The following is a 20,072-nucleotide window of genomic DNA, read 5'->3' on the forward strand; positions in this document are numbered from 1 at the left end:
CACGGCAAGGCGACGGAAGGGTGAACGGTGAACGGCTTCAGGGACGGCGGCACACCCGGCAGGCGGGCGCGCGGCGAACTGGAGAGCAACGTGCTCGCCGCCCTCTGGTCCGCCGACGGACCGCTGACGGCACGACAGGTCCTTCAGCGGCTGCCGGGCGACCTGGCCTACACGACGGTCCTCACGATCCTGTCCCGGCTGTACGACAAGGACATGCTCGTCCGGCACCGCGAGGGCCGCGGCTACGCCTACGAACCGGCCCGCGACGAGGCCTCGCACACCGCGCACCGCATGAAGTCGCTGCTGGAGGGCGGTTCCGACCGCGAGGCGGTGCTGACCCGCTTCGTCTCCGAACTGTCCGAGCAGGACGAGCAGTTGCTCCAGCACCTGCTGTCCGGCCCCGAGGGGCCCGACGGCCGCCACGGCGCCGGCCACTGAGACGACGGGAAGTGAGCCGGTGCTGATCAGTGTCTACGTCCCGCTCGTCGTGACGGCCGTGCTGAGCGTCCTCGCGCCCCGCCCGGCCCGTCGGCTCGCCCCGCGCCCCGCCGCCTGGGCCCTCGCCTGCGCCGCGCTCGTGACGACCGTCGGCTGGACAGGCTCGCTGGCTTTGCTGGCCTTCACCGGCGTCGCCCAGATCCCCGAAGTGGCCGCGGAGGGCCGCTGGTCGGTGTCCGTCCTGCGGGCCGAAGACCCCGTCCATCTCACCGTCGCGGTCGCCGGCGCCCTCGTCCTGCTCGTGGGATTCGCCTCCCTGGTGCTCGCCGCCGTACGGCAGCTGCGCCATCTGCTGTGGGCCCGGCGCGAGTGCGCGCGCGTGCCCGGCGACGGCGAACTGGCCGTGGTCGACGCCGACGCGCCCCAGGCGTTCGCCCTGCCCGGCGCGCCCGGCCGTATCGTCGTCTCCCGGGGCATGCTGCGCTGCCTCGACGACGCGGAACGCGAGGCCCTGCTCGCGCACGAGCGCGCCCATCTGCGCGGCCGGCACCACCTGTTCCAGACCCTGTGGCGGCTCACCGCCGCCGTGAATCCGCTGCTGCGGCCCCTGGCCGAGGCGGGCGGTTACGTCCTGGAGCGCTGGGCCGACGAGGAGGCGGCCGCGCACGTCGGCAGCCGCAAGGTCGTGGCCCGCGCCGTCGGCCGGGCCGCCCTCGCCGCCTCGGCACACGCGTCGAGCCCCCCGGCGCTCGCCGTCACCGGGGGTGCCGTTCCCCAGCGGGTCCGCGCCCTGCTCGCCCCGCCCCCGCCCCGCCGGACCCTGCCCATCGCCGGCGGAGCCCTGCTGCTCACCCTGTGCTGTGCCGGCCTGGCCAACGCGGCCTCCGACAGCGACAAGATGGTCGACGACGCACAGCGGGCCCAGTGTGCCGCTGCGGCCGCGCAGTTCGGCGTGGACGCCCACTTCTGCTGCCGGCATCACCGGCCGGGCGAGCGGCACGCATAGCTCCCGGCCGGCGCGGCCGCCGCGCTCAGTGAGCGGTCCGGATCCGGCGCAGCGCGTCCCCGGCGATGCGGGTGGCCGCGAACTCCGTCCCGGCGACGAACCGCATCATCGGTCCGAACACCGGCGCGGCGAGCGACCCGGTGAAGTACAGCCCGGGAACGGAGGACTCGAAGGCGCCCGTAAGCTCCGGGGCCCTCGACCCCGGCACGCACACCAGCGCCCGCCGGACCTCCGGTGAGAGGAACGGCAGGGCGTCCAGGTCGAGCCGGTAGCCGGTGGCCGCGAGGACATGGTCGACGGTGAGCGCGGACGTACCGTCAGGCTCGGCGAGCCGCAGGCGCACCGCAGCCCGAGGTGTCACCTCGGCGTGCGTGACCCGGCACGAGGTGTGCACCGGTACGACGCCCTCGACCCGGTCCCGCAGCCACCAGCCGCCCGACGGGCCCAGGGCGCGCCGGAAGAGCAGCAGCCGCGCGGACGCGGGCAACCGGCGTACGGCGTACGGGGCCTTGCACACCGCGGCCAGAACCCACCCGGTGCCCAGGGGCGACGCCGGCTGGGCGAGGCGCTGCGCCCAGGGGCGGGACAGGACCGGTGTCGTACCCCACCGTACCCGGCTCTCCCGGACCAGCACCCGCACCTCGGCGCCGGACTCGCGCAGCAGCGCGGCGCTCTCCAGCGCGGACTGGCCGCCGCCGATCACGGCGACGTGCCGTCCGGCGTAGCGCGAGAGGTCGGTGTGGTGGCTGGTGTGGGACACAAGAGCCCCGGGCCCCGGTCCGTCGGGTGCCAGCCGCCGCAACTGGCCCGGTATGTGTGCCAGTCCGTTCAGTCCGGTGGCCACGACGGCGGTCCCGGCGGTGAGTTCCCGCCCGTCCGCCAGCCGGACCGTGAACCCCGGGCCGGCGCCGGCCCGGTCGAGGGCCACCACCCGGGCGGGATCCACGTCACCGACGTACCGCTCCTGGAACCACTGCCCGTAGCGCACGAACACATCGCACGGGATCGGCGTCAGCTCGGTCAGCTCCGGCTCGCCCCGCAGCCGGCGGAAGTCGGCGAGCCGGGCGCCCGGCTCCGGAGCGGACAGATCGGTGGCCGCCGGGGTCGACTTCAGGAACATCCCGGTGGCCATGGCGTGCCGCCAACTGCCCATCACCTCCCCGAAGACACGCACCGGCACCCCGGCCGCCCGCAGATGCGCGGCCACCGACAGCCCGTACGGCCCCGCCCCCACCACGACGACCGGAAGCCCCGCGCGCCCGGTGAACGCCCGTTCGTGGGCGGAGCGTTGACCCGGAAGCGACTGCGTCATGCATCCCCCTGCTGGTCCGCTCGCCGCCCTCCCCCGGGCGGCGCGCCACGTCGGGATGGTGCGACCGCCGTCGCACTCGTCCCCCCTCCGCCACCGAGTGTGACCTGTCGCCCTTCAACGGTGTGTGAAAACGACGCACGTTGCCCGAAACATGGTCGAACCGTGTGCGGTGTATTGCACGTCACCGGAGACGTCACAGCGGGGAGCGGCGCGGCTCAGCGGGCGCGCAGCGCGGCGAGCGTGGCGGCGAGGTCGGCCGAGCGCGGCCGGTTGTGCGGCAGCCTGGCGAGCACCGCCGCCATGCCGCAGGTGTCGGTCAGCGCTGAGAAGACCAGGCCGCCGGCGATGCCCGCCGAGAGGATCTCGAAGGCCGGATGCACGAGCAGACCGAGCAGCAGGCCCAGCAGGACCAGTGTCCCGGCCGTGAAGCGGACCTGCCGCTCCATGGACCAGCCGGCCTTCGCCGTCTCGCAGGCCGTGGGCCGGTCCAGCGCGTGTCCGGCACCGGCCCAGGCGGAGGTGCCGCCGGTGAGCGTGGCCGTGGGGATGCCCTGCTCGGCGAGGAACCGGCAGGCGTTGCCGGACCGGGCGCCGGACGCGCACACCATGAGGACGTCACCGCGCTCGGCCGCCTGCCGTAGCTCGGGCAGCGCGCGCCGGAGCTGGTCCACGGGGATGTTGAGGGCCCCGGGCAGATGGCCGGAGGCGTACTCGCCGGGGGTGCGCACATCGATGACGGTGAGTTCGGTCAGGCGGGTCCGGGCCTGCTCGGGGCCGAGCGCGACGGGGGAGAGGGGGCTGGTCATGGCTGAGGTGGTCCTTCGCTGTTCGTGGTCGTGCCGCTCGGGGACGTAAAGTTACCCCTAGGGGTATTCGGTGAGGAGTTGATCGTGGAACTGGAACTTGAGGGCGACTCCCTGAAGGCCGTGCTCAACCGGCTGCGGCGGGCGCAGGGGCAGATCTCCGGGGTGATCCGGATGATCGAGGAGGGGCGGGACTGCGAGGACGTCGTCACGCAGCTGGCCGCGGCCTCGCGGGCGCTCGACCGGGCCGGGTTCGCGATCATCGCCACCGGCCTGCAGCAGTGCATGACCGACATGGAGTCCGGCCGCCAGAACGGCGAGGACCCCGAGGCGATGCGCGCCCGGCTGGAGAAGCTGTTCCTGTCGCTGGCGTGAGGCGTCCGTGGTCCGGGGTCGGGCCCTTGGCTTCGGCAGGCGTATGTCTGACAGGCCGTATGTCTGTCGTGTCGCCGATGTGAGGCATCCGCTTCGGCGATCGTGCAGCAGGCGTGATGCGTCCGGCCGCACGCCGGCCGTCACAGCATCGCGTCGGCCAGCATGAAGCCGGCCACCCCGAGCAGGACCACGGCGAAGGCCCGCTGGAGTGTCCGCGCGGGGAGCTTCGCCGCCAGCCGTCGGCCGTCCCAGGCGCCGAGGACGGCCGCACCGGCGAACGGCCCGATGACGGCCCAGTCCAGACCGCTCGCCGTGCCGGTGCGGGTCGCCAGCGCGGCCAGGGAGTTGACCGTGATGACGAGCAGGCTCGTGCCCACGGCCGCGCGCATCCGCATCCCGAGGACGCCCACCAGCGCCGGGACGGCGAGGAAGCCGCCGCCCACGCCGAGCACGCCGGTGACCGCGCCGAGCCCGGCACCGGCCGCCGCCGCGCGGCCCGGCCGGACCCGTGCCGCCTCCCGTGCCACCTCATGTGCCGACGAGCGCGGCCGGAGCATGCGCAGCGCGGCGACCGCCGCGACCACGGCGAAGCCCAGCGTCAGCGCGGCCGCCGGCAGCCGCGCGGCGAGCGCTCCGCCCAGCATGGCCGGACCGATGCCCGCCGCCGCGAACAGCAGCCCCGTACGCCAGCGCACGTGACCGTCGCGGGCGTGCGCGGACAGGGCGGTCGCGGAGGTGACGGAGACGATGACCAGCGCGGCCGTGGTGGCCGCGACCGGGGTGAAGCCGAGCAGGTAGATCAGGGCGGGAACGGCCAGCACACTGCCACCGCCCCCGAGCGCCCCGAGCGTCAGACCGATGACGGCCCCGGCGGCCAGGGCGAGCAGGACCGCGCTCACGCGACGATCCCGCTCGCGCCGGCCGGGCCCACCACCGGCAGCTCCGCGTCGGCCCATGCCCGCATGCCGCCGACCACGTCGACGGCCTCGACGCCCCTGGCCCGCAGCAGCTCGACGGCCTGCTGTGGGCGGCGCCCGGAACGGCAGATCACGACCACCGGCCGCACCCCTGCCGCCGGGGGCAGCCCGGCACCGGCGGCCGACGCCGGCAGGGGCAGGCGTACGGCGCCCGGCGCGTGCCCGGCCGGCCACTCGTCGGCTTGCCGGACGTCCAGCAGTACGGCGGCCTCGCCGCCCCCGGTGATCTGACGGGTCCCGCTGACCGGGCCGTGGCCGGTGCGCGCGGCGGCCTCGGGTGTGGTCACCCGCCGTCGCCCGCGACGGCCGGCGCGGCCTCCTCCGACGTGACGCGTCATGCCGCTCGCTCCTGTCCGGCTTCCCGGGAGCGGACGACGAGCCCGGCCCGTACGGCGGAGTCGAAGGAGTCGTCGACGGCCACGACGTCGCGCCCCACGGCGTCCAGCAGGGACGCGGCGACGGCGGCGCGCATGCCGCCCGCGCAGTGCACCCACACCTGCCCCGCGGGCACCTCGCCGAGGCGGTCGCGCAGGCTGTGGACGGGGATGTGCACCGAGCCCTCGATGAAACCGCCCGACCGCTCGGAAGCCCGGCGGACGTCCAGGACGACCACGCCGTCCCGGGGCCGTTCGGCGAGATCGGTGAATGTGGCCCTGGGGAAGGAGGCCGGGTCCGTGCCCTCGGGCACCCAGTGCGCCGGATTCCCGGTGGCCGCGGCGGCCGGACGTTCGATCCCGACCCGGACCAGCTCACGCTGGGCGGCGGCGAGCTGATCGGCCGACTCGGCCAGCAGCGTCACCGGCTTGCCCCAGGGGATCAGCCAGGCCAGGTAGGTGGCGAGCTGCCCGCCGGATTCGAAGTTGAACGAACCCGCCACATGTCCGGCGGCGAAGGCGACACGATGGCGCAGGTCGACCACCCATTCCCCGGCGGCGAGCCGCGCGGCGATCTCGTCGGCGTCCGCGACGGGGGGCGGTGTCAGGTCGACCGGAGCGGGACCGGCGGCGTTGGCCGGGCCCATGTGCGCGTAGTACGCGGGGATGTCGTCCAGGGCGGCCAGCAGGCCGGCGACGAAGGTGTCGACGTCACGGACGAGGGCTGTGTTGTCCGCCTTCTCCTTGCCGATCGTCGTGGTCTCGCCGCCGCCCGCCTGGCTCGACGCGCAGAAGCTGCCGAAGCCGTGGGTGGGCAGCACCGCCGTCTCGTCCGGCAGCTCGGCGGCCAGCCGGTGCGCGGAGGCGTGCTGGGCCCGGGCGAGGTCCTCCGTCAGGCGCGGCTCGACCAGATCGGGACGGCCGACGGTGCCGATCAGCAGCGAACCGCCGGTGAACACCGCGACCGCCGATCCGTCCTGCTCCAGCGCGTACGAGGTGTGGTGCGGGGTGTGGCCGGGGGTCGCCAGCGCGCGCAGGACCAGTCCCGCGGCGGTGTCGACCTCGTGGCGGTCGCCGTCGTGCACCGGCACGCGTGCGTAGGAGACCCGGGCGCCGGCGGGGACGAGGTAGGCGGCGCCGGTGGTCCGGGCCAGCTCCAGGCCGCCGGTGACGTAGTCGTTGTGGACGTGTGTCTCCACCACGTGGGATATGCGCACGCCCCGCTGTGCCGCCGCCGCGATCACGCGGTCGATGTCACGCGGCGGATCGACCGCCACCGCCGTCCGCTCGCCGCCCGCCAGATAGCTGCGGTTGCCGAGCCCCGGCACCTCGATCGTGTCGACGAAGTACACCACGTGCTCCTTCCTTTCCCGTGCATCAATTACCCCGGGGGGTATGTGTCCGACAGTAGCACGGTACCCCCGGGGGTATTTTTGGAGCCGTGGACGCCGCGCTGGACAGGGCGGGAAGCGGGAGTCGCCCGGTGTGTTCTGAAGCCACTCGGGTGATCGGCGGGCCGGTCCAGGGCTCGGGTGCGGCCCCTGGTGGGCTCGGCCGTGGAGACTGCCGCCATCCCAGTGGAGGTGGCGAACAGCATGCTCAGCGACAGCACAACGACGATCGTGACCGAGCGTCCGCTCGTGGCGGATGTCGTCGCCGGCGCGCCGCGCGTGGCGGAGATCGCGGCCCGGTGCGCCGCGGAGACGGAGGCCGCCCGGCGGCTCGCGCCCGAGGTGGTCGAGGCCGTGCGCGAGGCCGGATTCGGCCGGCACTTCGTCCCCGCGGCCTTCGGCGGCGCGGAGGGCCGCTTCACGGACATGACCGCCGCGGTCACCCTGGTCGGCCAGGGCTGCGCCTCGGCCGCCTGGGCCGCCTCGCTGTCCGCGTACGCGGCCCGGTACGGCGCCTTCCTGCCCCTGGAGGGACAGGCCGAGATCTGGGCCGACGGTCCGGACGCGTTGATGGCGGGCGCGCTGATGCCGGCCGGCAAGGCCGAGCCCGCCTCCGGTGGCTGGCGGCTCAGCGGCGAGTGGAAGTACATCAGCGGAGTGCGCTTCGCGGACTGGGTGTTCGCCTGCTCGGCCGTGCCCGACGGTCAGGTGGGTCCCGACGGGCGGCCCGAGGTGCGGTTCTTCGCGGTGCCGCGGGCGGACATCGCCGTCAAGGACACCTGGTTCACGATGGGCATGCGCGGGACCGGCAGCGACACCATGGTTCTGGACGACGTCTTCGTGCCCGGGCACCGGACCCTGTCGCGGTTCGACATCAACGCGGGCCGGGCGCCCGCTTCCGAGGCCCGCTGCCACACCGTCCCCGTGGACGCCTTGAACGCCCTTCCGCTCGCCGTCCCGTTGCTGGGCGCCGCCCGGGGTGCGCTGCGCGTCGGCGCCGAGCAGACCATGCGCCGGGTCGACCGCCGGGGCGCCCCGGCGCGGGAGAAGCCGCCGGTGCAGATCGAACTGGCCCGCGCGGCCGGCGAGGTGGACGCCGCCGAACTCCTCATGCAGCGCGCCGCCCGGGTCGCCGACGGCGACGAACCGGCCCGGGAGGGCGAGGCGGCGGTCCGCGGGCCGCGGGACCTCGCGCTGGCCGTGGAACTGCTGGTGTCGGCCGTCGACCGCATCTTCAAATCCGGCGGAACCACGGCCCACTTCGAGTCCGACCCCGTCCAGCGCTACTGGCGGGACATCAACACCGCCGCGTCCCATGTGATCTTCGACTTCGAGACCGCCGGGGCCGCGTTCGGCGCCTGGGTGCTCGGCGTGGAGGGTGCGGAGCGCGGGCACTGAGTTGCGGGCGGAGCCGTGGCGGCGGCGGAGGACGGCCGCCACCGCACCGCCCACCGGGTCGGCCCTGCGCCGCCACCGGGCCCGTCCCGGACGTCGGTACGCGGGCGCGGTCGGCGCACTGCCCGGGCAGCGCGGGGCACGGCGAGGCAAGAGGCCGGCGGGCGACCGGAGACACCCTGATCGTCGCGGCGCCGGCCGAGCAGGTCAGGAGCCGGTGTGTCCCGCACCTGATGCCGTGACTTCTCCCGGTTCGGGACCACCCGGGCCGGGGCGTTCAGCGACGGCGTGTTCGCCATCGCCGTCACCCTGCCGGCCCGCGGCCTCGCCGATCCCGCGCACCGGCCCGGCGGGCTGGGCCGGTGCGCTGCTCGCCTTTGATCACCAACGCCTCGGGGCGGCGGGCGAGTTGGTGAGGACACCTATGTACGGCACGGACGGCTGCGCTCCCGGGACGGCGCCCTCGCCCGCACCGCCGCCGCGATCCTGGGCGTGTGGCCCAGCGTATTGCTGCTCCAGTAGCTTTCGCGTGGCGCGGTAGCTTCTCAACTCGCCTGACATCACTGTCTGTCGCCCGGTGGAGCGACCGGAGAGAGAGCCGCCCATGCCCCGACAAGCGCCGTATCTCGCGATGGCCGACGTGCTGCGCGCCCGCGTTCTCTCGGGGGAGTGGGACATCGGCGAGCGCCTGCCGTCCCGGGCCCGGCTCGCCGAGGAGTACGGGGTCGGGCGCAATGTCGTCCAGCGGGCCATGGACCGTCTGATCGGCGACGGCTTCCTCGAAGGGCGTGCCGGTTCGGGCACCTACGTCCGCACGCCCCGCGAACGCCTGCGGCTGGTCCGCACACGGCACCAGGAGCGCCGGGGCGGTCCTCCGTTCCTCGCCGGCACGCGGGAGCGGGGCAGGGCGGATGCCTGGGACGCGCACAGTCAGGTGCGGGTCCCCGCGCCGGAGGCGATCGCCGAGCGGCTCGCCATCGGCCCCGGGGAGCCCTGCGTCACCACGCACTACGAGTTCCTGGCCGACGGGCAGCCCGTCCAGCTCTCCGAGTCCTGGGAACCGATGGCGATCACGGACGGCACGCCGATCGTGCTGCCCGAGCGGGGACCCCTGGCGGGCAAGGGGGTGCCGGCGCGCATGCGCTCCATCGGTGTGGTCATCGACACCGTCGTCGAACTGCCCCGCCCGGCCCGCGCCACCCAGGCACAGGCGAACCTGCTGGGGATCGGCGTCGGAGACCTCGTGCTGCAGATCGAGCGGACCATCTACGACACCGACGGCCGCCCGGTGGAAACCGCCGACATCGTCATTCCGGACGCCCGCCGGGCAGTGGTCTACGAATTCGGTGTCGAACGGTGATGTCGAAGGAGACTTCCTCCCGGCTCGGTCTCCTGCGCAATCCGGATTTCGGGCTCCTTTTCACCGCCACCGCGCTCGGTCAGCTGGGCGATCGGATCGTTTTCCTGGCCCTGCCCCTGGTTGCGATCGCGGTCCTGAACGCCGGTGAATTCCAGGTCGGCCTGCTGACCGCGGCGACCACCGCGGGCTCGCTTCTGATCGGACTCCCGGCCGGTGCGTGGGTGGACCGGATGCGGAAACGGTCGGTGATGATCAGCGCCGATCTGGTGCGTGCGCTGCTCCTGCTGTCGATTCCGCTGGCCTGGTGGGCGCATCTGCTGACGATCGGGTGGCTCTGCACGGCTGCGCTGTTGCACGGAGTGCTGACCGTCTTCTTCGACGTCGCCTACGTCAGCTATGTCCCGCACCTGGTGGGACGGCACCACCTGATCGAGGGGAACACCAGACTCTCCGCCGTGCGCTCGGTGACGAGCATCGGCGGCCCGGCGGTGGCGGGCCCGCTGGTGGGCTGGGTCGGCGCTCCCGCGGCGCTGCTGGCGAGTTCGGTCGGAATGGCCGCGTCGGGGTTTCTCGCCCTCCGTATGCGCAGCCGCGAGGAGAAACCGTCGGCGGGTGGGAAACGTCACCTGGCACGGGAAGTGAAGGAAGGGCTGAATTTCGTTCTTCAGCACCCCGTGCTGCGCGCGATCACAGCGGGGGACGCGATGTTCAATCTCTTCCTCGTTCTGTATCAGACCATGCTGCTGGTCTACCTGGGCAGGGACATCGGGCTCGGCTCCCTCGGTATCGGTCTCGTCCTGTCGGGAATGGGCTGCGGCGCGCTGCTCGGTGCTCTGCTGGCGACCGGAGTCGCGCGGCGGCTCGGACAGCGCCGGGTCATCTGGCTCGCGCCCCTGGTGACGTGTCCGCCGACCGCCCTGATGTCCTGGGCGCGGCCGGGCTGGAGCGTGTGCGCGGCGGCGGTCGGGCTCGCGGCTCTCTCCCTGGGCGGAGTCGTCCGGGTGGTGTCCCAGTCGAGCCTTCAGCAGTCCCTCACCCCGGACCGGCTCCTGGGCCGGATGAGCGCGACGGCGCGATTCGTGTCCTGGGGCGGCATTCCGCTGGGGGGAGTGCTGGGCGGAGTGTCGGGCTCGGTGTGGGGAGCCGCGGTGACGCTGTGGATCGGTGCCGCCGGCATGACACTGAGCTCTCTCGTCCTGCGCCGGGCGAGCCGGGTGGTCCTGCGCACGGACCTCGCCCCGATCAGCTGACGCGCTGGTGGGGGAACCGATCTTCGCCTGATAACGTCTACGCACTTGTAGACGTTCAACTTCTGGACGCCTGCCAGTCATCTGTACGTCCACTCAGTGTCGCTGTGCGTTCCCCGGAGCGCGCCGCGCGTGCACCACGGCCCGGAGATCCGCTCGATGACGACTTCTTCCCCGACTGCTCAGGCACTCGACGGCGCGGCCATAGACGGCGGCCTGTACACCGACGTCACCGACTTCGCCCGCCATACGCACTGGCTGAACGGGGCCGCGGCCGCGTACAGCGCGTACGGCACCGGTATCTTCGCACTCGTTCTGCTGGTCGCCTGGTGGCGCGCCCGGGGGCAGGGGAGCTCGATGATGGCGGCCGTGCTGGCCACGCCGTTCGCCGTCGTCCTCGCCTATGTGGTCAACAGCGGAATCAAGACGGTCTTCCAGGAGCCCCGGCCCTGCCGGGCGCTGCCCCACGACTTCCTCATCGAGGCGTGCCCGGCCCCCGACGACTACGCCTTCCCCAGCAACCACACCACTGTCGCCTTCGCCTTCGCGGTATCGCTCCTCCTGGTGAGCCGGTGGCTCGGCTCCGTCGCCCTGCTCGCGGCCGTCGTGATGGGGGCCTCGCGCGTCTATGTCGGCGCCCACTACCCGCACGACGTCGCGGTGGGCGCCCTGGTCGGCAGTGTCGTCGCCCTCGCCACGGTCCTCGCGGCCCGCCGCTTCGCCCCGCCCCTGGTGGACCGGCTGCGGGACGGCGCGCTGCGCCCGCTGCTCACGTCGTAGCGTCCGCTGCGCCGCCCCGTCCGTCCGGTCAGTGGATGGCCCCCTCGGTGACCTTCAGGTCCTGGCCCGCGGGGGTGGTGGCCGCCGTACGCAGCAGGGCGCGCAGACCGCGGGCGACCGTGGTGGGCTCCAGGGCCGGGGCGGTGCCGTCGGTGACCTGCTCCGGGGCCCGGGGGACGTGCACGAAACCGCCCCGGACGTACGGGAGTTCGGTGGCGATGAGGTGGCCCAGGCCGTACGCGACGTGGTTGCAGACGAACGTGCCGGCCGTGAGTGAGACGGCGGCCGGGACTCCGGCCTCGCGCACCGCGGCGACGCAGGCCTTCACGGGGAGGGACGAGAAGTACGCGGCGGGGCCGCCCGGGACCACGGGTTCGTCGATCGGCTGACGGCCCTTGTTGTCGGGGATCCGCGCGTCGTCGAGATTGACGGCGACGCGTTCGACCGTCACGCCGGGGCGGCCGCCGGCCTGGCCCAGGCACAGGACCAGGTCGGGGGCCGACACGCGGACGGCGTCGCGCAGTGTGTCGACGGACTCGCCGAAGACACACGGCAGTTCGACGGCGGTGACGGTCAGTCCGGCGGGCGGCTCGGCGGCCACGAGGGAGGCAGCCTGCCAGGACGGGTTCACGCTCTCGCCGCCGAAGGGGGCGAAGCCGGTGATGAGTACGCGGGTCATGGCGCTTCCTTCCTGCGGGCAGAGGGGCGGCCGGTACCGGTCAGAACGCGAACAGCGCCATGATCGCGGTGGAGCAGGCCAGCAGCGGCAGCGCCGTCGGGATCTGGGCCTTGATGGGGCCGTACTGGTCCTTCAGTTCGAGCAGCGTGGCCGGGACGATGTTGTAGTTGGCGGCCATCGGCGTGCACAGCGTGCCCGAGAAGCCGGCCAGCATGCCGAGCGCGAGGACGGCGGCTTCATTGCCGTGCATCTGCTGGACGAGGACGGGCCAGCCGATCGCCGCGGTCATCACCGGGAACGCGGCGAAGGCGTTGCCCATGATCACGGTGAACAGGAACATTCCGACGCAGTACGCCATCACGGCAAGGTACTTGGAGTGGTCCGGCAGGACGTCGTGCACGATCCTGCCGACCTGGGTACCGACCCCGGCCAGCGCGAAGATCGAACCGAGCACGGCGAGGAGCTGGGGCAGCAGCAGGGCGGAGCCCATCGCCTCCAGCATGGAGCGGCCGGAGTGCAGCGGCACGGACAGCTTGCGCTCGCCCGTGACCAGCATGCCGACGAGGAGGGCGACGAGACAGCCGATGCCGAGCCCGAGGAGCGTGGCCTTGCCCTTCTCGAACAGGCCGGACGTGTCGAGCAGCGAGGCGCACACGAGGGCGACGAGCGGGATGGTCAGCGCGGGGACGAAGATCCTGCTGCCGAGCCGGGTCGCGGCGGCCTCGCGTTCCTCCGCGGTGCTGGTGACGGGTTCGCCCTTGCCGAGGAAGTTGAATCCGGCGAGCACGATCAGGGCGAGCACGGCGACGCCGAGCGGTTCGGCCGGCAGGGTCCAACCACCGTTGTGCGCGGTGGCGTCGGCGACCCCGGTGCCGTAGGGGAAGGCGAGCCCGAGCAGGCCCCAGAAGGCGGCGGAGGTCCAGCGCCTGGGGTTGGTGCGGTCGGCCGCCATCTGTACGGCCATGACGACGAGGACGAGGCCCACCAGCCAGTAGAGCCATTCGACCTTGATCACTTGTCGGTTCCCTTCGGCAGCGGCAGATCGTGCTCGGCGTGGGCGAGAGCCGTCTCTCGCTGCAACTGCCGGTCCAGGAGCAGCAGTCGGGCACCGTGGATGACGAAGGCGCAGGCGGCGAGCGGGATCGCCCACAGGGCCAGCTGGGTCGGTTCGAGATCCTGGTGGTACGTCGAGTTCACGAAGCCGGTGATCAGCAGAATCGAGCCGATGGCGATGAAGCAGTCCTCGCCGAAGAAGAGGCCCACGGTGTCGGCCGAGGCGGCGTAGGAGCGCACCTTCTCGCGCAGGCGGTCGGGCAGCGCGGCGCCTGTCGAGCGTTCGGCGGCGGCCTCGGCCATGGGGGCGACCAGCGGCCGTACGGTCTGCGCGGGACCGGCGATGCCGGTGAGGCCGAGTGCCGCGGTGGTCTGACGGATCAGCAGGTAGACGGTGAGGAACCGGCCGGCGCTCAGGGCGCCGAGCCGGCCGATGAGCCGGCGGGCCTGTTCGCGCAGGCCGTAGCGTTCCAGCAGGCCGATCACCGGCAGCGCGACGGCGAAGACGGTGACCGAGCGGCTGTCGGCGAAGGACCGGCCGAAGGCCGCGAGGACCTCCAGCGGGTTCATCCCGCCGATCAGTCCGGTGAAGACACCGGCTGCACCGATCACGAGGACGGGATTGCGGCGCGTGACGAATCCGAGGATCACCACGACCACGCCGAGGAGAACGATCATGCGGTGGCCTTCTTCCCGCAGACGGGGCTGGGCGCCCGGGCGACGCGGATCCGGGGCCTTTCGGATCCGCGGGGATGCAGGGACCGTAGGGGATCGTTCAACGATCGAACAAGAGGGCGTTCAGAAAAATCGAGGTCTTGTCGGATCGTTCAACAATCGACTACGTTCTCCGCGTGGTGATCGACCTCAACGCAGACCTCGGTGAAGGCTTCGGCCGCTGGACCCTCACCGACGACGACGCTCTGCTCTCCGTCGTGACCAGCGCCAATGTCGCCTGCAGCTTTCACGCGGGTGACCCTGTCGTGATGCGCCGCGTCTGTGACCTCGCCGCCGAACGCGGCGTGCGGATCGGCGCCCAGGTGTCCTACCGCGACCTGGCCGGCTTCGGCCGCCGCGCCATGGACGTACCGCCCGACGAACTGGCGGCCGAGACGGCCTACCAGATCGGCGCCCTGCGGGTCTTCGCGCAGGCCGCCGGGGCCGAGGTGGCCTACGTCAAGCCGCACGGCGCGCTCTACAACCGCACCGTGCACGACGCCGAGCAGGCCGCGGCCGTGGTGGCGGGCGTACGACTGGCGGGCGGGGCGCTGTCGGTGCTCGGTCTGCCGGGCTCCCGCCTGCTCGCCGCGGCCGAGGAGGCCGGCCTGACCGGCGTGCCCGAGGCGTTCGCGGACCGCGCGTACACCCCGGAGGGCACGCTCGTGCCACGGCGCGAGACGAACGCCGTGGTGGCCGACGAGGAGACGGTGGTCCGGCGTGCGCTGGCATTCGCGGTGGACGGCGCGGTCGAGGCCGTGGACGGTACGACCGTCGAGGTGACCGCCCGCTCCCTGTGCGTCCACGGCGACACCCCGGGCGCCGCCCGGATCGCGACGCGGGTACGCGCGGCCCTGGAGGCGGCCGGGGTCGAGGTCGGGGCGTTCGCATGACAGGGAGCCGGTCCGTGCGGGTGCGCCTCGCCGGGCGACGCGCACTGCTCGTCGAACTGCCGGACGCCGAGCAGACCGCGGCCTTCCACACCGAGCTGCTGCGGCGGCGCGCGGCGGGAACCCTGCCGGCGCTCGGGGAGATCGTCCCGGGGGCACGGACCGTGCTGCTGGACGGTGTCACGCACCCCGAACAGCTGGCGCGCCGGATCGCCGACTGGGACGTGCCGTCCCGTGCCGCCGACGACAGCGGAGCCGTGGAGATCCCCGTGCGCTACGACGGACCGGACCTGCCCCACGTGGCCGCGCTGTGGGACGTCGCCGTCGAGGAGGTCGCCGTGCGGCACTCCGCGTACACCTACCGCGTCGCCTTCTGCGGCTTCGCCCCCGGCTTCGGCTACCTCACCGGACTGCCCACCGAGTTGCACCTGCCGCGCCGCGACACACCACGCACCCGGGTGCCGGCCGGCGCCGTGGCCCTCGCCGGTCCGTACAGCGCCGTGTACCCGCGGGCCACGCCGGGCGGCTGGCAGCTGATCGGCACGATGCCGGACCCGGCCCCGCTGTGGGACCTCAGCCGCGACGAACCGGCGCTGCTCACCCCGGGCACGCGCGTGCGGTTCGTGGCCGAGGGCGCCGAGGGCGGTGCGCCATGACCGCCGGACTCACCGTCGTACGCCCCGGAGCCCTCACCACCGTCCAGGATGCCGGCCGGCGCGGCCACGCCCACCTGGGCGTCCCCCGCTCCGGCGCCCTCGACGCCCCGGCGATGACCCTGGCCAACCGGCTGCTCGGCAACACCCCGGACGCCGCCGTCCTGGAGACGACCCTGACGGGCTGCGCCCTGCGTCCCGACCGCGCCGTGACCGTCGTGGTCGGCGGCGCGCCCTGCCCGGTGACGGTGGACGAACGGCCGGCCGCCTGGGGCCTGCCCGTACGGGTGCCCGCGGGCGCCGTCCTGGACGTGGGCGCCGTCACCGCGGGCGTGCGCTCCTACGTGGCCGTCGCCGGCGGCGTCGCCGTCGAGCCCGTCCTCGGCAGCCGCTCGGCGGACCTGCTCTCGGGACTCGGCCCCGACCCGCTGCGCGCCGGAGACGTCCTTCCGCTCGGCACGCCCGCCCCGCAGCCAGCGCCCGCCGACCTCGCCCCCTGGCCCGCGCCGCCCGCCCGGCTGACCCTGCCGCTGCGGCTCGGACCCCGCGCCGACTGGTTCACCCCCGGGGCACTGCGCACCCTCACCTCGGCGACGTACCACGTGTCCCAGCACAGCAACCGCATCGGCCTGCGCACCGAGGGCCCGCCGCTGGCACGCGCGTCGACGGGCGAACTGCCCAGCGAGGGCATGGTGCTCGGCGCCGTACAGGTGCCGCCCGACGGCCGCCCGGTGGTGTTCCTGCACGACCACCCGACCACCGGGGGATACCCGGTGATCGGCGTCGTCACGGAACCGGCCCTGGCGGCGGCGGCCCAGGCCGCGGCGGGGACACCGGTCCGCTTCACCCTGGGCTGACACACCGCCCGCGCGGCAGGCCCCTGGGTCCGCAGACGCGGCTCACCGGCCCTCCGGTCACCTGCCGAGGGCGCACAATGGGTGCATGACCGGTCGCTGGCAGTTCTGGATCGACCGCGGCGGCACCTTCACCGATGTGGTGGCGGTGACGCCGGATTCCGAGGTGATCAGCCGCAAGCTGCTGTCGGAGCGGCCGGAGGCGTACCGGGACGCCGCGGTCGCGGGGATCCGGCTGGTGCTGGGGCTGGAGGCGGACGAGCCGATCCCGGCCGACCGGATCGAGGTGGTGAAGATGGGCACCACCGTCGCCACCAACGCGCTGCTGACGCACACCGGCGAGCCGACCGTCCTGGTCGTCACCCGGGGCTTCAGGGACGCCCTGCGCATCGCCTACCAGAACCGCCCGCACATCTTCGACCGCCGCATCCTGATCCCGGAGCCGCTGTACGACCGGGTGATCGAGGTACCGGAACGGCTGGGCGCGCACGGCGAACTCATCCGCCCGCTCGACCTGGACGCCGCGCGCGAGGCGCTGGGGGAGGCGTACGCGGACGGGTTCCGCAGCGCCGCGGTCGTCTTCCTGCACGGCTACCGTCACCCGGACCACGAGACCGCCGTCGCCGAGGCGGCCCGCGCGATCGGCTATGCGCAGGTCAGCTGCTCGCACGAGGTGAGCCCGCTGATCAAGCTCGTGCCGCGGGGCGACACGACGGTGGTGGACGCCTATCTCTCCCCCATCCTGCGCCGCTATGTGGACCAGGTGGCCGCTGAGCTGAACGGTGTGCGGCTGATGTTCATGCAGTCCGGGGGCGGCCTGCGCGAGGCGGGTCACTTCAGGGGGAAGGACGCCGTGCTGTCCGGCCCGGCGGGCGGCGTCGTGGGCATGGCACGGGCCGCCACCGGCGCGGCCCGTACCAGGGCGATCGGATTCGACATGGGCGGCACGTCGACCGACGTCTCGCACTACGCGGGCGAGATCGAACGGGTCCTGGGCACCCAGGTGGCCGGGGTGCGGATGCGATCACCGATGACCGACATCCACACCGTCGCCGCGGGCGGCGGTTCGGTCCTGCACTTCGACGGCATGCGCTACCGGGTCGGGCCGGACTCGGCCGGCGCCGACCCCGGCCCGGTCAGCTACCGGCGCGGCGGACCGCTGACCGTCACCGACGCCAACGTCATGCTGGGCCGCGTCCAACCCGGCTTCTTCCCCCGCGTGTTCGGCAAGGACGGTGATCAGCCGCTGGACGAGGCCGCGGTCCGTGCCCGCTTCACCGAACTCGCCGAGCGGACCGCCGCCGCGACCGGGCAGCGCCGAAGCCCGGAGGAGGTCGCGGCGGGCTTCCTCGACATCGCCGTGCTCAACATCGCGAACGCCGTGAAGAAGATCTCCGTCCAGCGCGGCCGCGACATCACCCGCTACGCGCTGGTCGCCTTCGGCGGCGCGGGCGGCCAGCACGCCTGTGCGGTCGCCGACCGGCTCGGCATCGACACCGTCCTGATCCCGCCGCTCGCCGGGGTCCTGTCCGCGTACGGCATCGGGACGGCGGACGCGGTCGCGCTGCGCGAACGCTCCGTCGAGGCCCCCCTCGACCGGCCGGAGACGGCCGCCCGCCTCGAAGCCGTCCACGCGGAGTTGGCGCAGCGGGCGCGCACCCAGCTGCGCGAGGACGGCGTGCCGGAGGACGGCATCCGTACGAGTGCCCGCGCGCTGCTGCGCTACGAGGGCACCGACTTCTCGCTGCCCGTGCCGCTGGGCCCGGCCGAGGGCATGCGGGCCGACTTCGCACGCGAGCACCGCGACCGCTACGGCTTCACGATGCACAAGCCGCTGGTCGTCGAGGCCATCTCGGTCGAAGCCATCGGTTCCTCCGGTCCGCGCACCGAGACCACGCCGGTGCTGCCGGCGCGGACCGGCCCGCTGCAACGAACCGCCACGGCACGGATGTTCACGGAGGGCCGCCGGCTGCCCACTCCGCTCTACCGGCGCGAGGACATCCGCCCGGGGGACACGGCGGAGGGCCCGGCGATCATCGCCGAGTCGGATGCGACCACGGTCGTCGACCCCGGCTGGCGCGCCGCGGCCGACGAGCACGGCGACCTCGTCCTCACCCGCTCCCGGCCCCGCGCGGCCCGTACGGCGGTCGGCACCACCGTCGACCCGGTGCTGCTGGAAGTCTTCAACAACCTCTTCATGTCCGTCGCCGAGCAGATGGGTGTGCGGCTGGAGAGCACCGCCCACTCGGTCAACATCAAGGAACGCCTCGACTTCTCCTGCGCCTTGTTCGACCCGGACGGCAACCTCATCGCCAACGCGCCCCACATCCCCGTCCACCTGGGCTCGATGGGTGAGTCCATCAAGGAGGTCCTGCGCCGCAACGAGGACTCGCTCCGCCCCGGCGACGTCTACGCCATCAACGACCCCTACCACGGCGGCACCCACCTGCCCGACATCACCGTCGTCACCCCGGTCTTCGACGAGGCGGGCGAGCGGCTGCTCTTCCTCGTCGCCTCGCGCGGCCACCACGCCGAGATCGGCGGCATCAGCCCCGGATCCATGCCCGCGTTCAGCACCACCATCGACGAGGAGGGCGTGCTCTTCGACAACTGGCTGCTGATGCGCGGCGGACACTTCCGCGAGGACGAGACCCGGGAGCTGCTGACCACGGCCCGCCACCCCTCACGTGACCCGGACACCAACCTCGCCGACCTGCGCGCCCAGATCGCCGCCAACGAGAAAGGCATCCACGAACTGGGCCGCGTCATCGACCAGTTCGGCCTCGATGTCGTCCACGCCTACATGCGCCACGTCCAGGACAACGCCGAGGAGTGCGTGCGCCGCATCATCGCCACCCTCCACGACGGCGAACACCGCTACGAGACCGACAACGGCGCCGTCATCCAGGTCGCCCTGCGCGTCGACCGCGAACGGCGTGGCGCCGTACTGGACTTCACCGGCACCTCACCCCAGCAGTCCGGCAATCTGAACGCGCCCTCCTCCGTCGTCATGGCGGCTGTGCTGTACGTCTTCCGGACCCTCGTCGCCGACGACATCCCGCTCAACAGCGGCTGCCTGAAACCCCTCGACGTGCGCATCCCCGCCGGCTCCATGCTGTCGCCCGCCTTCCCGGCCGCCACCGTCGCCGGAAACGTGGAGACCTCCCAGGCCGTCACCGGTGCTCTGTACGCCGTCCTGGGCGCCCAGGCCGAGGGTTCCGGCACGATGAACAACGTCTCCTTCGGCAACGACCGCGTCCAGTACTACGAGACCGTCGCCTCCGGTGCCGGCGCGGGCGAGGGCTTCGACGGGGCGGACGCCGTACAGACCCACATGACCAACTCCCGCCTGACCGACCCCGAGATCCTGGAGTGGCGCTACCCGGTACGGGTGGAGGAGTTCCGTATCCGCGAGGGCAGCGGCGGCGCGGGCCGCTGGCACGGCGGATGCGGAGTGGAGCGCCGGATCCGCTTCACCGAGCCGATGTCGGTCGCGGTCGTCTCCGGCCACCGCCGCGTCCCGCCCTACGGCATGGCGGGCGGCGAGGCCGGCGCCCTCGGCGAGAACCTGATCGAACACGCCGACGGCCGCAGCCGGCGGCTGCGCGGCTGCGACACCGCGGACGTCACCGAGGGCGACGTGCTGGTGATCCGCACACCCGGCGGAGGCGGGTACGGCTCCGTGGACGGCGACCAGGACACTCGCTGACGTGCCGGGCGGTGTCTGCCTCGTGGTGGTGCCGGGGGGCCTGGCCTGATAGGCATGTCCTG

General features: G+C 73.4%; 19 protein-coding genes. 11 read left to right on the top strand and 8 right to left on the bottom strand.

What is annotated here, in order from left to right; translation table 11 throughout:
* Positions 1–27 precede the first annotated feature (27 nt).
* Entirely contained in the window at positions 28–438 is a 411-nt protein-coding gene (locus O1G22_RS39220) for a BlaI/MecI/CopY family transcriptional regulator (protein ID WP_270085663.1), read from the top strand.
* Positions 439–457: 19 nt separating this feature from the next.
* Positions 458–1,444, top strand: a complete 987-nt coding sequence (locus O1G22_RS39225; RefSeq protein ID WP_225094758.1) for a M56 family metallopeptidase — start codon at positions 458–460, stop codon at positions 1,442–1,444.
* Positions 1,445–1,469: 25 nt separating this feature from the next.
* On the opposite strand, the gene O1G22_RS39230 is transcribed toward O1G22_RS39225, so the two are convergent.
* Both O1G22_RS39230 and O1G22_RS39235 read right to left on the bottom strand, forming a co-directional pair.
* Positions 1,470–2,756, bottom strand: a complete 1,287-nt coding sequence (locus O1G22_RS39230; RefSeq protein WP_270085664.1) for an FAD-dependent oxidoreductase — start codon at positions 2,754–2,756, stop codon at positions 1,470–1,472.
* Positions 2,757–2,971: 215 nt separating this feature from the next.
* Positions 2,972–3,562, bottom strand: coding sequence for a rhodanese-like domain-containing protein (locus O1G22_RS39235; RefSeq protein WP_270085665.1), 591 nt, complete (start codon positions 3,560–3,562; stop codon positions 2,972–2,974).
* Positions 3,563–3,646: 84 nt separating this feature from the next.
* On the opposite strand from O1G22_RS39235, the gene O1G22_RS39240 reads away from it, so the two are divergent.
* Positions 3,647–3,934 carry a metal-sensitive transcriptional regulator gene (locus O1G22_RS39240; protein WP_270085666.1) on the top strand — a complete coding sequence of 96 codons (288 nt, stop codon included), beginning with the start codon at positions 3,647–3,649 and terminating at the stop codon, positions 3,932–3,934.
* Between the two features lie 140 nt (positions 3,935–4,074).
* Here the strand turns inward: O1G22_RS39240 and O1G22_RS39245 are convergent, their stop codons facing one another.
* From O1G22_RS39245 to O1G22_RS39255, 3 genes are read right to left on the bottom strand one after another with little or no spacing between them, the layout of a single operon-like run.
* Complete coding sequence (locus tag O1G22_RS39245) at positions 4,075–4,833, bottom strand: sulfite exporter TauE/SafE family protein (protein WP_270085667.1); 759 nt, start codon at positions 4,831–4,833, stop codon at positions 4,075–4,077.
* Positions 4,830–5,249, bottom strand: a complete 420-nt coding sequence (locus O1G22_RS39250) for a rhodanese-like domain-containing protein (protein ID WP_270085668.1) — start codon at positions 5,247–5,249, stop codon at positions 4,830–4,832. The genes O1G22_RS39245 and O1G22_RS39250 overlap by 4 nt, the downstream gene beginning before the upstream one ends.
* Positions 5,246–6,637: an MBL fold metallo-hydrolase gene (locus O1G22_RS39255; RefSeq protein WP_270085669.1), complete on the bottom strand. Its 1,392-nt coding sequence runs from the start codon at positions 6,635–6,637 to the stop codon at positions 5,246–5,248. The genes O1G22_RS39250 and O1G22_RS39255 overlap by 4 nt, the downstream gene beginning before the upstream one ends.
* A gap of 243 nt (positions 6,638–6,880) precedes the next feature.
* Between O1G22_RS39255 and O1G22_RS39260 the strand changes: the two genes are divergently transcribed.
* The 4 genes from O1G22_RS39260 to O1G22_RS39275 all read left to right on the top strand — a co-directional run bounded on the left by O1G22_RS39260 (position 6,881) and on the right by O1G22_RS39275 (position 11,458).
* Positions 6,881–8,074, top strand: coding sequence for an acyl-CoA dehydrogenase family protein (locus O1G22_RS39260; protein WP_270085670.1), 1,194 nt, complete (start codon positions 6,881–6,883; stop codon positions 8,072–8,074).
* A 601-nt stretch (positions 8,075–8,675) separates the two neighbouring features.
* Positions 8,676–9,431: a GntR family transcriptional regulator gene (locus O1G22_RS39265; protein ID WP_270085671.1), complete on the top strand. Its 756-nt coding sequence runs from the start codon at positions 8,676–8,678 to the stop codon at positions 9,429–9,431.
* Complete coding sequence (locus tag O1G22_RS39270; protein ID WP_270085672.1) at positions 9,431–10,681, top strand: MFS transporter; 1,251 nt, start codon at positions 9,431–9,433, stop codon at positions 10,679–10,681. The genes O1G22_RS39265 and O1G22_RS39270 overlap by 1 nt, the downstream gene beginning before the upstream one ends.
* A 156-nt stretch (positions 10,682–10,837) precedes the next feature.
* Positions 10,838–11,458 carry a phosphatase PAP2 family protein gene (locus O1G22_RS39275; RefSeq protein WP_270085673.1) on the top strand — a complete coding sequence of 207 codons (621 nt, stop codon included), beginning with the start codon at positions 10,838–10,840 and terminating at the stop codon, positions 11,456–11,458.
* Positions 11,459–11,486: 28 nt separating this feature from the next.
* On the opposite strand, the gene pcp is transcribed toward O1G22_RS39275, so the two are convergent.
* The 3 genes from pcp to O1G22_RS39290 are packed head-to-tail and all read right to left on the bottom strand — an operon-like array spanning position 11,487 to position 13,868.
* Positions 11,487–12,137 carry a pyroglutamyl-peptidase I gene (gene pcp, locus O1G22_RS39280; protein WP_270085674.1) on the bottom strand — a complete coding sequence of 217 codons (651 nt, stop codon included), beginning with the start codon at positions 12,135–12,137 and terminating at the stop codon, positions 11,487–11,489.
* A gap of 40 nt (positions 12,138–12,177) precedes the next feature.
* On the bottom strand, positions 12,178–13,152 hold the full coding sequence (locus tag O1G22_RS39285; RefSeq protein ID WP_270085675.1) for a DUF979 domain-containing protein: 975 nt from the start codon (positions 13,150–13,152) through the stop codon (positions 12,178–12,180).
* The gene (locus O1G22_RS39290) at positions 13,149–13,868 is read right to left on the bottom strand and encodes a DUF969 domain-containing protein (RefSeq protein ID WP_270085676.1); all 720 of its coding nucleotides are present in this window, start codon (positions 13,866–13,868) and stop codon (positions 13,149–13,151) included. The genes O1G22_RS39285 and O1G22_RS39290 overlap by 4 nt, the downstream gene beginning before the upstream one ends.
* A 176-nt stretch (positions 13,869–14,044) precedes the next feature.
* Between O1G22_RS39290 and O1G22_RS39295 the strand changes: the two genes are divergently transcribed.
* The 4 genes from O1G22_RS39295 (at position 14,045) to O1G22_RS39310 (ending at position 20,010) form a co-directional block, all read left to right on the top strand.
* Positions 14,045–14,797, top strand: a complete 753-nt coding sequence (locus O1G22_RS39295; protein WP_270086657.1) for a LamB/YcsF family protein — start codon at positions 14,045–14,047, stop codon at positions 14,795–14,797.
* Entirely contained in the window at positions 14,794–15,450 is a 657-nt protein-coding gene (locus O1G22_RS39300; protein WP_270085677.1) for a 5-oxoprolinase subunit B family protein, read from the top strand. The genes O1G22_RS39295 and O1G22_RS39300 overlap by 4 nt, the downstream gene beginning before the upstream one ends.
* A complete protein-coding gene (locus O1G22_RS39305) occupies positions 15,447–16,304 on the top strand; it encodes a 5-oxoprolinase subunit C family protein (RefSeq protein WP_270085678.1) in 858 nt (285 codons plus the stop codon). The genes O1G22_RS39300 and O1G22_RS39305 overlap by 4 nt, the downstream gene beginning before the upstream one ends.
* An 85-nt stretch (positions 16,305–16,389) precedes the next feature.
* Positions 16,390–20,010 (top strand): hydantoinase B/oxoprolinase family protein, encoded by a 3,621-nt coding sequence (locus O1G22_RS39310; protein ID WP_270085679.1) that lies wholly within the window; start codon positions 16,390–16,392, stop codon positions 20,008–20,010.
* Positions 20,011–20,072: the final 62 nt, after the last annotated feature.

The sequence above is a fragment of the Streptomyces camelliae genome (genome assembly GCF_027625935.1).
Lineage (GTDB): Bacteria > Actinomycetota > Actinomycetes > Streptomycetales > Streptomycetaceae > Streptomyces > Streptomyces camelliae.